14 protein-coding genes are annotated in these 14,419 nt (G+C 43.4%); 3 read left to right on the forward strand and 11 right to left on the reverse strand.

The window, feature by feature from the left end; genetic code table 11:
- Positions 1–324: 324 nt before the first annotated feature.
- Positions 325–807, reverse strand: coding sequence for an Hsp20 family protein (locus tag B6N13_RS19370; protein WP_012071555.1), 483 nt, complete (start codon positions 805–807; stop codon positions 325–327).
- Between the two features lie 189 nt (positions 808–996).
- Positions 997–1,959, reverse strand: a complete 963-nt coding sequence (locus B6N13_RS19375; protein ID WP_169460318.1) for a LysR family transcriptional regulator — start codon at positions 1,957–1,959, stop codon at positions 997–999.
- 174 nt (positions 1,960–2,133) lie between these two features.
- On the opposite strand from B6N13_RS19375, the gene B6N13_RS19380 reads away from it, so the two are divergent.
- Complete coding sequence (locus tag B6N13_RS19380; protein WP_169460319.1) at positions 2,134–2,790, forward strand: NAD(P)H-dependent oxidoreductase; 657 nt, start codon at positions 2,134–2,136, stop codon at positions 2,788–2,790.
- Between the two features lie 160 nt (positions 2,791–2,950).
- Here B6N13_RS19380 and B6N13_RS19385 read toward each other — a convergent pair whose 3' ends face one another.
- The 8 genes from B6N13_RS19385 to hutU form a co-directional block, all read right to left on the reverse strand.
- On the reverse strand, positions 2,951–4,018 hold the full coding sequence (locus B6N13_RS19385) for a diguanylate cyclase (protein WP_169460320.1): 1,068 nt from the start codon (positions 4,016–4,018) through the stop codon (positions 2,951–2,953).
- 271 nt (positions 4,019–4,289) lie between these two features.
- Positions 4,290–4,583, reverse strand: coding sequence for a hypothetical protein (locus B6N13_RS23450; RefSeq protein ID WP_248280391.1), 294 nt, complete (start codon positions 4,581–4,583; stop codon positions 4,290–4,292).
- 135 nt (positions 4,584–4,718) lie between these two features.
- Entirely contained in the window at positions 4,719–5,255 is a 537-nt protein-coding gene (locus B6N13_RS19395) for a DUF924 family protein (RefSeq protein WP_169460321.1), read from the reverse strand.
- A 77-nt stretch (positions 5,256–5,332) separates the two neighbouring features.
- Positions 5,333–5,623 (reverse strand): NadS family protein, encoded by a 291-nt coding sequence (gene nadS, locus B6N13_RS19400; protein WP_169460322.1) that lies wholly within the window; start codon positions 5,621–5,623, stop codon positions 5,333–5,335.
- Between the two features lie 208 nt (positions 5,624–5,831).
- Complete coding sequence (gene hutG / locus B6N13_RS19405; RefSeq protein WP_169460323.1) at positions 5,832–6,647, reverse strand: N-formylglutamate deformylase; 816 nt, start codon at positions 6,645–6,647, stop codon at positions 5,832–5,834.
- Between the two features lie 13 nt (positions 6,648–6,660).
- Positions 6,661–7,881, reverse strand: coding sequence for an imidazolonepropionase (gene hutI, locus B6N13_RS19410; protein WP_211172946.1), 1,221 nt, complete (start codon positions 7,879–7,881; stop codon positions 6,661–6,663).
- Between the two features lie 78 nt (positions 7,882–7,959).
- A complete protein-coding gene (hutH, locus tag B6N13_RS19415) occupies positions 7,960–9,495 on the reverse strand; it encodes a histidine ammonia-lyase (RefSeq protein WP_169460324.1) in 1,536 nt (511 codons plus the stop codon).
- 155 nt (positions 9,496–9,650) lie between these two features.
- Entirely contained in the window at positions 9,651–11,339 is a 1,689-nt protein-coding gene (gene hutU, locus B6N13_RS19420; protein ID WP_100186455.1) for a urocanate hydratase, read from the reverse strand.
- Positions 11,340–11,641: 302 nt separating this feature from the next.
- Here hutU and B6N13_RS19425 point away from each other — a divergent pair, with 302 nt between their 5' ends.
- Together B6N13_RS19425 and B6N13_RS19430 are read left to right on the forward strand one after the other, a co-directional pair.
- Complete coding sequence (locus B6N13_RS19425) at positions 11,642–13,042, forward strand: formimidoylglutamate deiminase (protein WP_169460325.1); 1,401 nt, start codon at positions 11,642–11,644, stop codon at positions 13,040–13,042.
- Positions 13,032–13,646, forward strand: coding sequence for a HutD family protein (locus tag B6N13_RS19430; protein ID WP_169460326.1), 615 nt, complete (start codon positions 13,032–13,034; stop codon positions 13,644–13,646). The genes B6N13_RS19425 and B6N13_RS19430 overlap by 11 nt, the downstream gene beginning before the upstream one ends.
- On the opposite strand, the gene hutC is transcribed toward B6N13_RS19430, so the two are convergent.
- Positions 13,643–14,398, reverse strand: a complete 756-nt coding sequence (gene hutC, locus B6N13_RS19435) for a histidine utilization repressor (protein WP_232617082.1) — start codon at positions 14,396–14,398, stop codon at positions 13,643–13,645. The two genes, B6N13_RS19430 and hutC, sit on opposite strands and share 4 nt — an antisense overlap.
- Positions 14,399–14,419 lie beyond the last annotated feature (21 nt).

The following is a 14,419-nucleotide window of genomic DNA, read 5'->3' on the forward strand; positions in this document are numbered from 1 at the left end:
TCCCCAGTTACTGCACTGACGCCCTGTTAACAATGCCACCCTCAAACACAGCCTAGGTCTGACTGAGTATCGGGCTTTGCGCTATTTTGCACGCTTACCCACCTAAACTGCCGAAGCAGGTTCACTTGCGTTGTGTACTGTTAACTTCCTATCGCTTCCTTCAGACCCTGCCGTTGGCCAGCAACGCCCTTGCGATTCGGATTCTCTTCCCCCCAGTCGGGGTGAGACAGGTTTCTTACAACCTGACGGGTTTGCCAGCTTCGCTGGGCAAACAAAAAAGGGCTGTGATTTCTCACAACCCTTGCATTTAAAAATGGAGCTACTTTAAGCAACTTTGGAGTTAGCTTCTTTTGAGCTGTCTTTTTGATGCTCAAGAACACCATTACTTGCTTGGTTAATGGCAATATTTCTTGGTTTCATTGCCTCAGGAATTTCTTTCACCAAACTGATGGTAAGTAGTCCATTTTTTAGCACCGCATCGGTTACCTCAACGTAATCGGCAAGGTTAAACTTGCGCTCAAACGAGCGGTTTGCAATGCCTTGATGGAGATATCTGTGCTCACCGGAATCCGCTTTTTCACCACGGATGGTTAACACATTTTTTTCCACCTTAATATCTAGATCGCTTTCTTCAAAACCTGCTAAAGCAAGCGAAATAGCGTAGCGGTTATCATCGACTACTTCGATATTATAAGGTGGATAACCCGCAGATACATTGTCGGTGGTTAGCGCATGGTCGAGTAAAGACGCCAATCGGTCAAAACCAATGCTACTGCGATAAAGTGGAGTAAAGTCAATTGAGTTCATAATAAGTCCTCCTAATTGAAGCAAAATACTAATCATCAAAAGGCGTAACAAAAGCTCTCTTTAAACTAAGACGAACCTGTCACATTGCTAAAAATAGGATCGCCAAGCAAATTTTCAAGTACTTTTTTTAGAAAAAAAAGTCCTACTTAAATAAGAATTTTTTATAAAGCATTTCGTAAAGCAAAGTATTTAATCCTCTAGCACACTTTTCTCTAACAATCCCTTATCTACTAATTGCGTTAAAAGCGCCTTAGCACGCTCTCGAAACATATCTCGCAAGAGGCGTACTGTTGGCGTAATGGATTGACGACTCGGACTAATTAACCAAAGCTCCACTTGGGGAATTTTATAATCCGGCATCAAAGAAACAACATGACCTGCAAGCAAGTCATTGGCAATGTCCAGTGAGGATTTTATTGCCACGCCTTTCCCTGCCACGCACCAACGCCGAACCAAATCACCATCGTTCGCCGCACAATAGGCTTTGGGCTTAATTTTATAAGAACGCTCTGCACCAGGCTTTTCACCCGACTCTGTACATAAGAAGTGCCAAGTATCGTTCAAGATATTTTGTAGCTGATAAAACAAACCTTGATGATTAAGCAAGTCTTTAGGATGTTCTGGCGTGCCATGCAATTCAAGATAGCTTGGACTCGCCACTAATAATCGAGGCACATTACATATTTTAAAACCGTATAAATTTGAATCTGCAGGCGCGCCATAACGCAGGGCAATATCCAACGCATCACGATAAAAATCTATATTGCTGTCGCTAACATGCGCTCTTAAGGTGACTTGTGGATACTGCTCCATAAAATCATCCACCCAAGGAATAGCAATATTTCGCCCCAAATCAGACGACACCGCTAAACGAATCTCACCGCTAATGATATCCAAATCATTGTGAATAGTTTGTTTAGCTTGATCCAACATAGACATGGCGGCAATACATTGTGGCAAATAGCGCTCACCAGCACTGGATAAACGTAAGTGACGCGTGGTTCGAACAAACAACTCAACACCAAGTGCAGCCTCTATTCGCTTAACCGCCGCACTTGCTGTCGCCATTTGCATATCTAAATGTGTTGCAGCAGCCGTGATGCTACGAAACTCTGCGACTTTCAGAACGACTCGAAGATCTTCAAGTTGCATGGTTTAGTCCTTATTAACGAAGAAAACTACCATCTATTATCAAATAATATTTGATAATAATTCAATAAAAACCCTGTTCTTCATTTAATAAAGTCTCGTTACTATAGCGCCATTAATTTTAGCGCTGCTAGTTTTCAGAGTGCTAAACACTTTTGCTTATTGTGGAGATAGAACATGTCACACCAGATTATCACTGACTTAGAAAAACGTCATACAGCAAAGCAATACGACGCTTCGAAGAAAATTTCTCAGGCCGATCTAGAGGTTATTTACGAAGCAATGCGCCTATCGCCTTCTTCTATTAACTCCCAACCATGGAAATTTATCGTGATTGAAAGTGATAAAGCGAAACAACGCTTTCACGATACGTTTGCGAACAAATTCCAGTTCAACCAAAAGCACGCCAAAGATGCGTCACACATCATCTTATTTGCTCACAAAACCCATTACAAACGTGAGGACTATGCAAAAGTTGTAGACAAAGGCATAGAAGACGGCCGTACTAAACCTGAAAACAGAGAACAGGCCTTCGGTGGTTTTGCCTTTGCAGAAATGAACATGGATGAGAACGGCAACAACGCAGCGTGGACAAAATCTCAAGTTTACATCGCTCTTGGTAACGTCATGCACACCGCAGCGCGTCTTAGTATCGATTCAACCCCAATGGAAGGTGTGGACCCAGAACTGATCGGAGAAATATTCAGCGCAGAATTAGAAGGCTACCAATGCGACGTAGCTCTCGCTATTGGTTATCACCACAAAGACGAAGACTACAACGCAGCGTTACCAAAATCGCGCTTAACTATGGAAGACGTAGTAACCGTGCTTTAAGGTTAGCTCAGTTTCTATAGACAAAAAAGAGCAAGCGATGAAGGCTGCTTGCTCTTTTTTATTGGCGAATAAAACTCTTTTTATTAGAGGATCAATAAATACGTCGTCAGCATTAATTTAATCAAGCTCTAGTTTATCTCTGAATATTTGAATTAATTCGCTATTCAACGACTGTACGATTCCGCCCCTGATTCTTTGCTTGATAGAGCAGCCTATCAACCCGTTTTAAAAATTGATCTTGGCTTTCATCTTGCTTTACTTCGGCCAACCCTGAACTAAAAGTAACAGGACCATTTAACAGTTTCATCTCTGCAAATCGATCATGTAATATCTGTATATGTTGATAAGCTTCGTTGAGTGAGTATGGCATCATCAACATAAATTCTTCGCCGCCTGTACGAAACGCTAAAACATTGTTTTCTTTGGCAATTTCAGCTAATAAAGTAGAAGCTTTTATAAGCACTTCATCACCATATTGGTGACCCCATTGATCGTTAACCTGTTTAAAGAAATCAATATCTACTGCCGCAATAGTAAAGTACTCTTTAGTTTCCTTCCATTCGACAAAGCTATTTACAAAGCTTCGACGGTTAAGTAACCCCGTCAATGCATCTTGCTCAGATAATTGCCTAAGTTGTTCTGACAATTGCTCTACTTTTGACTGTCTTAACAGAAACTTTTTAGTCTGATTTTCCATCATTAACAACATAAAGATGCTAGTGACAACAGAAGTTGAAGCGAGGTCAATTAATCGTGTTTCGTTATCCGTATAAGGCGAAATTAATTCAGGAAAACAATACTCAATAGTAACCAATGGGATGGGGACAAAAACAGAAAAAAACTGGCCAAAATAGCGATACGGTGGATTGTTGCGAAATGCCACAGTGATGTACATGAAAACACAAATATTTAAGAAAAAGGTTGGCCCATAAGAACCACCATTCAAGAACCAATTAATAGGTAATGTGATCGTCGTAATCATGACCATAAAGGTAACGGCCATACGCTGATAATCATTATGCCAACGAGAACGATACCAAACGCCTAATGTACCGACAGACATCGCTAACTGTATGCTAATATTTAAATAACCAGATGCACCAGTGACGTAGTTGATTGCTGCAGCATATAAGAAAGCTACTGAGACAATTAATTGCACCGCATGCTGAATATATTGCTGCGGGTTATCCTTACTTCCAAGTAACCAACTCCTTGTTTTTTCGATCATGTTTCTTCAATCCATTATTAGGAAGTAAAAAATATACCACTGGACCATTGTTAGTTTTTCTACTTCAGGGGTCAAATAAACTGAATACAAAACCATCAAGTTTCCTAACTCATTCCGCTATATAATTTGAAAGCGCTTCCGGCAGTTAAAAAAATAAACGGTGAGCCTGAGCCATTATGTTGAAGAAACTGACCAAGGGTAACTGTTGCTGGGGATATGCTTTCAAAATCAGTGGGTATATACAGTGACCAGTTAAACCAAATTTCACCAGTCACATCACCAGCCGAATATTCATGGCGTTGACGATCATTTTTGCAGTCACTCCACCCCGCTCCATTATGACCGCAATCTCCATCTCGTACTTCAAACCGAAAGGCACTATCACCGGTACGGACTGGCTTCCATCGAATACACTTACCGTTGCGACACCATAAGGCTTAAATCCAACAGATAAACTCTTTTTAACCGATAAATTGGTATTGGAATCCAAGGTAAAGCAAGCACTCAGAAATAAAAAGCAGCTTAAAAATAGTAATATTTTAATCCGGATTATCAATTTACCCATGAAAATAAAGCGTTTTATCAATCTAATACACTAGCCTTTTTTCAGATCAATTTATTATTGATCAAAAAACACTCTTTACATTATAAAAATGAACACTGGATAAAAAATCAATACATAAAAAGAGAGCTATGAGAATTAGAAACTAGAATTTGGCCCAGCCAAAAAAGCTAATTCCTCAGGGGTAGATGTTCGGCCTAAAATGGCATTTCGATGTGGATAACGGCCAAAACGATCCACAATTTTTTTGTGCTTTAACTCGAAATCCAAGTTGTTAACAATTCCCAAGTCTCTATAGAGATTTACCGCTTCTTCATGAATCACAGTGGACTCACTGTGCATAAACGGCATGTATAAAAAGCTTCGCTCAGTTTGCGTCAGCTCTTGGTCAAAGCCTTTGGAGATAGCCACTTGAGCCAAGACTAAAGCCATTGGATCAGCCGCAAAGGACTCGGGCTGATCACGATAGATATTACGAGAAAATTGATCGAGCACGATGATTTCTGCCAATGCACTTTTGGCGGAATAACGCCAAGAAGACAGCTCCCCCTGAACAGCTTGGCGATGGAGTTTGCCAAATCGAATGATGATTTTATTATCAAAGTCGATGTCTTTCTGAAACCATTGTTTTGATTCAATATCGTTAAACCAAAAATCCAATACTTCTTGATACATTACGTCAGCCTCAAACTACCAAGTAACTTAAAATATAGTGCTTGGAACCGTTATATTCCAATCACTGTATGCTAAACCTACCCATGCAAAGTCTTTAGGGCATACTCCGAATCAGCATCGACGATTTTTAGCAAAGCTCGTGCTGGTCCAGTTGGATGACGGCGACCTTGCTCCCAGTTTTCTAAAGTACGCTTGCTGACACCAAGTAGGTTAGCAAAACGACTTTGACTTAAACCTGTTTTAGTGCGAATTGCCTTCACTTCTGGGTCTGCAAATTCTGTGATATGTGTTGCTGTGGCTTGGCCTTTTATAATGTTGTCAGCTTGTTGTACGCTTTCCAGCAATTCATTGAACATGCCGTCATTCATCGAGACATCCTTTCAAAAACTACCATAATATCACCAAACTATACGCCATTGACGTAATGATTCGGTTGATAATTGAACAAAAATACATAAAAGCAGGCGACAAGCCATTACAGTATCGTCAAGACAATGGGGCTAGGAATTCTTTTGCCAAAAAAATCCCCACATCGTTTTCACAATATGGGGACTCTTAAACGATAAAATTCAGATATCAAAAACGAAGGTGCTGACAAGCCTCAATTACTTCACGCAGCTGCTGTTTAATAAAAGGCAGTTTCGTTTCATCCAATTGATATTCATGTTGCTTCGCCATTTCATCATTTAGATAAGTTGCTTGAGAAAGTTCTAGCTGTATTGCGTGAATACCATTCTCTGGTTGTCCGAAATGACGAGTAGTGTAGCCGCCTTTAAAACGTCCATTAAGTACTTGCGTGAAATGTGGTGTTAAAATTTGTGTTGCTGCGTTTGCCAGTAAAGGATCACAGGCTTTGCCGTCGTTTGTTCCCCAGTTAAAATCAGGAAGAACACCATCAAACAGCATAGGTACTTCTGCTGCAATGCTGTGGGCATCAAACAAAATCGCGTAACCGAATTTTTCTTTCAAACGCGCTAATTCTTGCTCAATCGCAGAGTGATAAGCTTTCCAAATATGTTCTTTATAGAACTCTTTTGCTTCCTCGGATGGTTTTTTTCCTTCAAGAAAAACAGGACTGTCTTCGAACAAAACATCAGGAAATAAGCCAGTTGTTTTCGTTTCATATAGAGGTTTATCGTCGTAAGGTCGGTTCAAATCAATCACAAATCGAGAGTAATTGGCTTTGATGTATCCCACGCCAAGCGGCGTTAAAAAGTCATACAATTCCGGCATAAACCAGTCGGTATCCGGCAGTTTTTTCGCTAAATCGGTGAGACAATCATCGACCTCTGGCGTCAGGTGCAAGCCAGGATGCGGCATACAAACCAACAAAGGCGAGTCTCCTTGTACAAAATCAAATGCTGGTACAATCAGCGTCTTGTGCGTTGTCATCTTATCTTTCCCCTTATTCTTTCTCGCCTTGGTACACACGAGCTTTTAATAAACTGCCACCTAGCCAATAGCTTAGTTCACCCGGACTTTCCACGTCCCAACAAACAAAATCCGCGACTTTACCAACTTCCAAGCTCCCATGAGTATCAGACAGACCCAATGCTTTTGCAGCATGAATGGTCGCGCCCGCAAGGGCTTCTTCTGGCGTCAGTGCAAACAAGGTACACGCCATGTTCATCATCAGTCGAAGCGATAAAGCTGGCGAGGTGCCAGGGTTAGCGTCAGTAGCAACCGCCATGGGAACGCCATATTGTCGAAGTAAATCAATCGGAGGACGTTGAGTTTCTTTTAGGGTAAAAAATGCCCCAGGCAATAACACCGCCACTGTGCCCGATTCTGCCATGGCTTTGACGTCTGATTCTTCAATAAATTCGATATGATCGGCCGACAAGGCTTTGAAGGACGCGGCCATGGCCGTTCCACCTAATGACGACAACTGCTCCGCATGAATTTTCACTGGTAAGCCTAAAGATTCCGCCGTTTTAAAATAGCGGGCAACTTGTTCTGTGCTAAAAGCAATTCCTTCACAAAATGCATCCACGGCATCCGCCATGCCTAGCTTAGCTGCCTTCGGCAGCAAGGTCTCGCATAAATAATCTATGTAGTCGTCTTTCTCCACAAACTCAGGAGGCATGGCATGTGCCGCCAAACAAGTACGCTTTACAGTCACCGGAAAATCATTACCTAGTTGACCTGCCACTCGCAGCATTTTCAACTCAGCATCCAGTGACAGTCCATAACCTGATTTGATCTCAACTGTGGTCACACCATCGGCTATTAAACTTTTCAGACGACGAGAAGCACTGGCGATTAACTCCTCTTCGCTGGCCTCACGAGTGGCCTTTACAGAGGATGCTATACCGCCGCCCTGCTTGGCGATTTCTTGATAACTTACGCCATTCAATCGTTGTTCGAATTCACCTGCACGGTTACCACCAAAAACAAGGTGCGTGTGGCAATCGATCAAGCCAGGTGTAATCCATCCGCCATCCAGATCATGTTCGCTTTGAGTCTCATGGTCTGGCAGATCTTGCGCTTCGCCAATCCAAACGATACGGCCGCCGACGACGCCTATCGCTGCGTTTTCAATCACGCTATAAAGGCCATCTTTCATGGTGGCGATATGAGCGCCACGCCATAAGCTGTCTAATTTCATTGGAGTATCGTTTGTCATAGCTGTCCTTTTAAATATTTACTTTTCGCTTTACCTATAAGCTTTGCTATTTATACGCTAGGTTACTTATAAACTAGGCTATTTAACACTAGGTAATAGCCATTCAGGCATCGTTTCGTTATGCACCGCTTCCAACAACAGCTCATTCGCTTTTTCAATATCGGGCGCGAAGTAACGGTCTTTATCGTAAAAAGGCACGCGAGCACGTAACGTTGCACGAGCATTCTCTAGACGTTTGCTGGATTTCAAAGGTGCACGGAAGTCTAAGCCTTGTACCGCAGACAAAATTTCCACCGCCAAAATACCACGGGTATTTTCCGCCATGTCTTTCAAGCGACGCGCTGCGAAGGTCGCCATAGAAACGTGGTCTTCTTGGTTCGCCGAGGTCGGCAAACTATCAACAGACGCTGGGTGCGCGTAGGTTTTATTCTCGCTCGCCAATGCCGCCGCCGTTACTTGCGCGATCATGAAACCTGAGTTCACGCCGCCGTTGTCCACTAAGAATGGTGGTAATTTACTTAGATTACTATCGATCAGCAAAGCCATACGACGCTCAGACAAACTACCAATTTCAGCAATCGCCAAAGCAAGGTTATCTGCGGCCATAGCCACTGGCTCTGCGTGGAAGTTACCACCAGAAATGATGTCACCTTCCGCGGCAAATACTAATGGGTTATCCGATACTGAGTTCGCTTCCACGCGCAAGACTTTTGCAGTGCTGCGAATTTGTTCAAGGCATGCGCCCATCACTTGCGGCTGACAACGCAGAGAATACGGATCTTGGACTTTCTCACAGCCTTGGTGAGAATCGCCAAGCTCGCTGGTTTCACCTAATAGATGACGATACGCAGCGGCTGCATCGATTTGTGTTTGATGACCACGCACTTCATGGATACGCGCATCAAATGGGCTACGGCTACCTAACGCAGCTTCTACAGACAAAGAACCACAAACAATGGCAGAGGCGAATAAATCTTCCGCTTCAAACAATCCTTCAAGAGCAAACGCGGTAGAAGCTTGCGTACCGTTTAACAACGCCAAACCTTCTTTAGGTGCTAAAGCGATTGGCTCAAGACCGGCAATGGACAACGCTGCTTGGCCTGAAATCACTTCGCCACGGTAACGAGCTTTGCCTTCACCTAACAAAATCGTACTCATGTGAGCCAATGGCGCTAAATCGCCAGATGCGCCAACAGAGCCTTTTTTCGGAATACATGGATACACTTCTTTGTTAATCAAAGTAAGTAGTGCTTGAATCACTTCCAAACGAATACCAGAAAAACCACGCGCTAGACTGTTTACCTTCAACGCCATGATCAGTTTGACGGTTTTGTCTTCCATCAAAGCACCGATACCTGCAGCGTGAGATAGTACGATACTACGTTGTAACTCATCCAAATCTTCTGGGGCAATACGCGTATTCGCCAACAAACCAAAGCCTGTGTTAATACCGTACACCGTACGATTTTCCGCTATTACATCGTTAACCACTTGCGTGCTAGCATGAATCGCTGGGAAAGCGCTTTCGTCTAAAGTCAATTTAACGTGACGACGGCTAATTTGACGCAATTCGTTTAGAGTCAATTGACCTGGTTTTATGGTTAATTCAAACATAGTGCTCTCCAATCTTGATGTCATATTCTGCCATCAAATAATTTTTATAATATTGTTTTGCGCCCTTGTGAGGCTTCTTCTATAGGCAGTACACAGCACTTAAAACAAATAATATTTAAGTGCTGCGTCGTATATTAAGATCTTGTAACTGTCTATTACTTTCCGGTAATCATAGGCAGATTTAATCCCTGCTCTTTCGCACAATCGATAGCAATCTCATAACCCGCATCTGCATGACGCATCACGCCTGTCGCTGGATCGTTATGAAGAACACGAGCAATACGCGCTGCCGCATCATCACTGCCGTCACACACAATCACCATGCCAGAATGCTGAGAGAAGCCCATGCCTACGCCACCACCGTGGTGCAAAGATACCCAAGTTGCACCTGATGCTGTGTTCAATAAGGCATTCAATAATGGCCAATCAGATACGGCATCTGAGCCATCTTTCATGCCTTCCGTTTCGCGGTTCGGGCTAGATACAGAACCAGAGTCCAAATGATCACGACCAATAACAATTGGCGCAGACAATTCACCGCTACGCACCATTTCATTAAAAGCTAAGCCAAGTTTGGCACGTTGACCAAGACCAACCCAACAAATACGCGCTGGCAAACCTTGGAATTGAATGCGCTCACGTGCCATATCTAACCAACGATGTAGATGTTCATCATCAGCGATCAATTCTTTTACTTTGGCATCCGTTTTGTAGATATCTTCTGGATCACCAGACAAAGCCGCCCAACGGAAAGGACCTATACCACGGCAGAACAAAGGACGAATGTAAGCAGGTACAAAGCCTGGAAAATCAAAGGCGTTTTCCACGCCTTCTTCCATCGCCATTTGACGTATGTTGTTACCGTAATCAAACGTCGGCACACCCATTTTTTGGAAATCCAACATAGCTTGAACGTGTTTCGCCATGGATTTTTTCGCGGCGGTTACGATTTCTTTTGGCTGAGTTTGTGCTTTCTCGCGGTACTCTTCCCAGCTCATACCTAATGGCAAGTAGCCGTTTAATGGATCATGAGCCGATGTTTGGTCTGTCACCATATCTGGACGAATACCACGTTTTACCATTTCAGGTAGAATTTCTGCGGCGTTACCGCAAAGCGCGATAGAAACCGCTTTGCCTTCCGCTGTGTATTTTTTGATGCGCGCCATTGCATCGTCTAGGTCCGTCGCTTGCTCATCCACATAACGAGTACGTAGACGGAAATCGATGCGGCTTTGCTGACATTCGATATTCAACGAACATGCGCCTGCCAAGGTTGCTGCTAGAGGCTGTGCGCCCCCCATGCCACCAAGGCCCGCCGTTAATACCCAACGGCCAGCCAAGTTACCATCGTAATGCTGACGACCCGCTTCAACGAAAGTTTCGTAAGTGCCTTGCACAATGCCTTGGCTACCAATGTAGATCCACGAACCCGCTGTCATTTGGCCGTACATCGCCAAGCCTTTGGCATCCAACTCATTAAAATGTTCCCAGTTGGCCCAATGTGGCACTAGGTTTGAGTTGGCAATAAGTACACGCGGTGCGTTGCTGTGGGTTTTGAATACACCCACTGGCTTGCCAGATTGCACCAATAAAGTTTCGTCTTCTTCTAGTTCTTTTAGGGATTCAACGATCTTGTCATAACATTCCCAATCACGCGCCGCACGACCAATACCACCGTAAACCACCAATTCTTCTGGGTTTTCAGCCACATCAGGATCTAGGTTGTTCATTAGCATACGCATCGGCGCTTCAGTAAACCAAGATTTTGCAGTAAGTGTCGTTCCTGTTGCCGCTTTGACGACACCTGCGCGGTAACGTTTTTGAGCGAGTGTTTGCTTAGTCATTTTTTCACCTATCAAAGAATGTCTTTTTATTCTGATTAGAAGGAAGATTTAACGAACATGTATATACAATTAACCCAAAGATAAAATCTAATTTTTCTGGATGCAAGCCATTTTTTAAAATAAATCGCCTTCTCATCTTTAAAAATAGAGAAAAAAACCATCTACACAACAAAAAAACCTTAATAAACAGTCACTAAATAAATGAGTAAATAGATAACTCATAAACCCATTAAAAACACACTTGTATATACATTATATTTTCTATTACACTCAAAGTATCAATATTCATTAGGGAATGACTTGTGACGGGCCATAACTCAACTCATTGCGATAGCACTCAATACTATTTTTCTGAACGCGCTTTGCTTTCTTCTGGCTGGTCGAATAATGTGCTTTTCTCAGTAAAAGACGGACAATTTCATTCTTTTAAAGCAGACAGCACACCGACAACAGACTGCCATGTATTATCTGGCCCAGTCTTGCCAACGCTTGCCAACGTTCATTCTCATGCCTTTCAGCGAGTGATGGCTGGTGCCGCAGAAGTCAGCTTAAATCCAAACGATAGTTTTTGGAGTTGGCGCGATTTGATGTACAAGATCGTGCAAAAACTTACGCCAGACGATGCTCGTATTATTGCCAAACAACTTTATATCGACATGCTAAAAGCTGGTTATACACAAGTCGGAGAATTCCACTATCTGCACCACGATATTGGCGGAAAGCATTATGGCCAGCTTGGTGAGATGTCGAATCAGATTATCGCCGCGGCAGATGAGTCTGGTATGGGCTTAACTTTGCTACCAGTGCTGTATTCGCACTCTGGTTTTGGAGGGCAAGCACCTAACGCCGGACAAGCGCGTTTTATCAATTCCACAGATTCTTATTTGGCATTACATCAAGCCTGCGATAAAGCGTTAGCGAATCATGCTCGCCATAAATTGGGGATTTGCTTTCACTCATTGCGCGCGGTGACCAAACCGCAAATAGACACCGTCTTACAATCTCTCGCTAAAGATTGCCCGGTTCACATTCATATCGCGGAGCAACAAAAAGAAGTTCAAGACAGCCTAGCCTTCAGCGGACAACGTCCAGTGGAATGGCTTAGCAACGAAATAGGTTTGAATGAGCGCTGGTGCTTAGTTCACGCCACTCATCTAACAGATGCAGAACGCCAAGCCATTACGAAGAGCAAAGCCGTTGCTGGATTATGCCCAACTACCGAAGCGAATTTAGGCGATGGCATTTTCCCTGCTGTGGAATTCGAGAAAGAAAATGGCCGTTGGGGAATTGGCTCTGACAGCCATGTTAGTTTGTCGATTGTAGAAGAGCTCAGAACACTGGAATATGGACAACGTTTGCGCGATCAACAGCGCAACCGTTTATACCGTGCGGACCAAACCAGCGTCGGCGACAACCTATACCAACAAGCCTTATTGGGTGGTAATCAAGCTTGCGACGTGTCATTGGGATTAAGCCAAGGTAACCGAGCTGACTTTATGGTGCTCGACGAGTCTCACCCTTTTATCGCCGCAAGCGAATCAAAGGACTTACTCAACCGTTGGCTATTTGCCACCAATGAAAATCTCGTTAAAGACGTTTTTGTCGCTGGCAAACACACAATAAAAGACTTCCACCACCAGCAAGAAGAAAGCAGCCGTCAGGCTTTTATTCAAGTGATTAAAAAGGTGATGTATGACGTTTAATACTTCGTTGCCATACCAGATCATTGCGCAAAGTGATTACCAACGCATGCCTTGGAAAAACGGCCTTGGCGAAACCCTAGAGATGCAACGCCATGAAGATGAAAGCGGCCTGCGTTTTCGTATCAGCCAAGCTTCTGTGGTTGAAGACGGGGTATTTTCAGACTTCAGCGGATTGCATCGCACCTTAGTCTTGTTGTCTGGCGAAGGAATGACACTCGAACATGCTGTCAAAAACAACAGCCACACAAACAAGTTAAGTAATGCATTGGATATAGCGCGCTTTTCAGGTGGAGATACAACTTACGCAACCCTGAAAAATGGCAAGATTGAAGACCTTAACATCATGGTGCGAGAAACCGACACTCAGGCCAATGTTCAAGCTTTCACAGCACCTTGCTCGCTCTTATTTTCAAATAACAGCACCTTGTTTTCAAATGACCACTTCTTGTTCTGTGGTTTCTATGTTTGTGAGGATGGCGTACTGGAAATTGAGAATACCGCCTTGACGATAAGTGCACACAGCATGGTGGTTTTCTCGCAAAACGCCAATGCAAAATTAACTAAAGGCAGTGGCGTTTTTATCAGAATTACTGAGTTAGATTAACGACCAAAATGCCCGAAAAGTTGGAAACGAGAACCAGGATGCAATAAACGCGCAGCGGTGACGATGTCATCGCCCGCCCAAGTACGGCGTTTTATTTGCAAACACGGCTCTGATGCTTGAATTTGTAAGCGTTCACATTCGACTGCATTAGGTAAAATAGCTTCCACCAAATGCTCGCCTTCTGTCATCGGTGCAGCACTCATCAAATATTCGTAAGACGTATGCTTTGCAAAATCCTGTTTATCGTATTCTGGTGCTAATGTCGCGTTCACAACACGTTCTTCGATTTGAATTGGCAAATCATTTTCGAAATGTAAAACAACCGAACGGAAAATCCCATGATTGGTACGAACGCCTAACGTCATCGCTTCTTCCATTGTCGCTTTGGCAGATTCCAAGACTAATAATTCAGAACGATGTTTATGACCGCGAGCAGCCACCTCCTCCGCGATGTTATGAACATCAAAAAGTGCTGAATGAGCTTTTTTCTCGGCAACAAAAGTGCCTAACCCTTGGTGACGAACAAGAAAACCTTCAGCAGTTAATTCGCGCAATGCGCGGTTAACTGTCATACGACTCACCCCCAAAGCTTTCACGACTTCAGATTCCGAAGGTATACGCTGATTTGTCTGCCATTCTCCTGATGAAATTTTCAACGAAATCGCCTGCTTTAACTTGGCATATATGGGCAAAGGGGCATCCGGTAAATCATCGAATAAATTCGCTAAATTGGGAGCAGTTACGTCAGACACTAAAGATTCCATATGTTCGTG

Origin of the sequence: Marinomonas sp. UCMA 3892, assembly GCF_012726345.1 — a bacterium.
GTDB lineage: Bacteria > Pseudomonadota > Gammaproteobacteria > Pseudomonadales > Marinomonadaceae > Marinomonas.

Excerpts from the sequence above, each read along its gene's own strand:
- B6N13_RS19370 (WP_012071555.1), bottom strand. The coding sequence starts at position 807 with ATGAACTCAATTGACTTTACTCCACTTTATCGCAGTAGCATTGGTTTT.
- B6N13_RS19375 (WP_169460318.1), bottom strand. The coding sequence starts at position 1,959 with ATGCAACTTGAAGATCTTCGAGTCGTTCTGAAAGTCGCAGAGTTTCGT.
- B6N13_RS19380 (WP_169460319.1), top strand. The coding sequence starts at position 2,134 with ATGTCACACCAGATTATCACTGACTTAGAAAAACGTCATACAGCAAAG.
- B6N13_RS19385 (WP_169460320.1), bottom strand. The coding sequence starts at position 4,018 with ATGATCGAAAAAACAAGGAGTTGGTTACTTGGAAGTAAGGATAACCCG.
- B6N13_RS23450 (WP_248280391.1), bottom strand. The coding sequence starts at position 4,583 with ATGGGTAAATTGATAATCCGGATTAAAATATTACTATTTTTAAGCTGC.
- B6N13_RS19395 (WP_169460321.1), bottom strand. The coding sequence starts at position 5,255 with ATGTATCAAGAAGTATTGGATTTTTGGTTTAACGATATTGAATCAAAA.
- nadS (WP_169460322.1), bottom strand. The coding sequence starts at position 5,623 with ATGAATGACGGCATGTTCAATGAATTGCTGGAAAGCGTACAACAAGCT.
- hutG (WP_169460323.1), bottom strand. The coding sequence starts at position 6,647 with ATGACAACGCACAAGACGCTGATTGTACCAGCATTTGATTTTGTACAA.
- hutI (WP_211172946.1), bottom strand. The coding sequence starts at position 7,881 with ATGACAAACGATACTCCAATGAAATTAGACAGCTTATGGCGTGGCGCT.
- hutH (WP_169460324.1), bottom strand. The coding sequence starts at position 9,495 with ATGTTTGAATTAACCATAAAACCAGGTCAATTGACTCTAAACGAATTG.
- hutU (WP_100186455.1), bottom strand. The coding sequence starts at position 11,339 with ATGACTAAGCAAACACTCGCTCAAAAACGTTACCGCGCAGGTGTCGTC.
- B6N13_RS19430 (WP_169460326.1), top strand. The coding sequence starts at position 13,032 with ATGACGTTTAATACTTCGTTGCCATACCAGATCATTGCGCAAAGTGAT.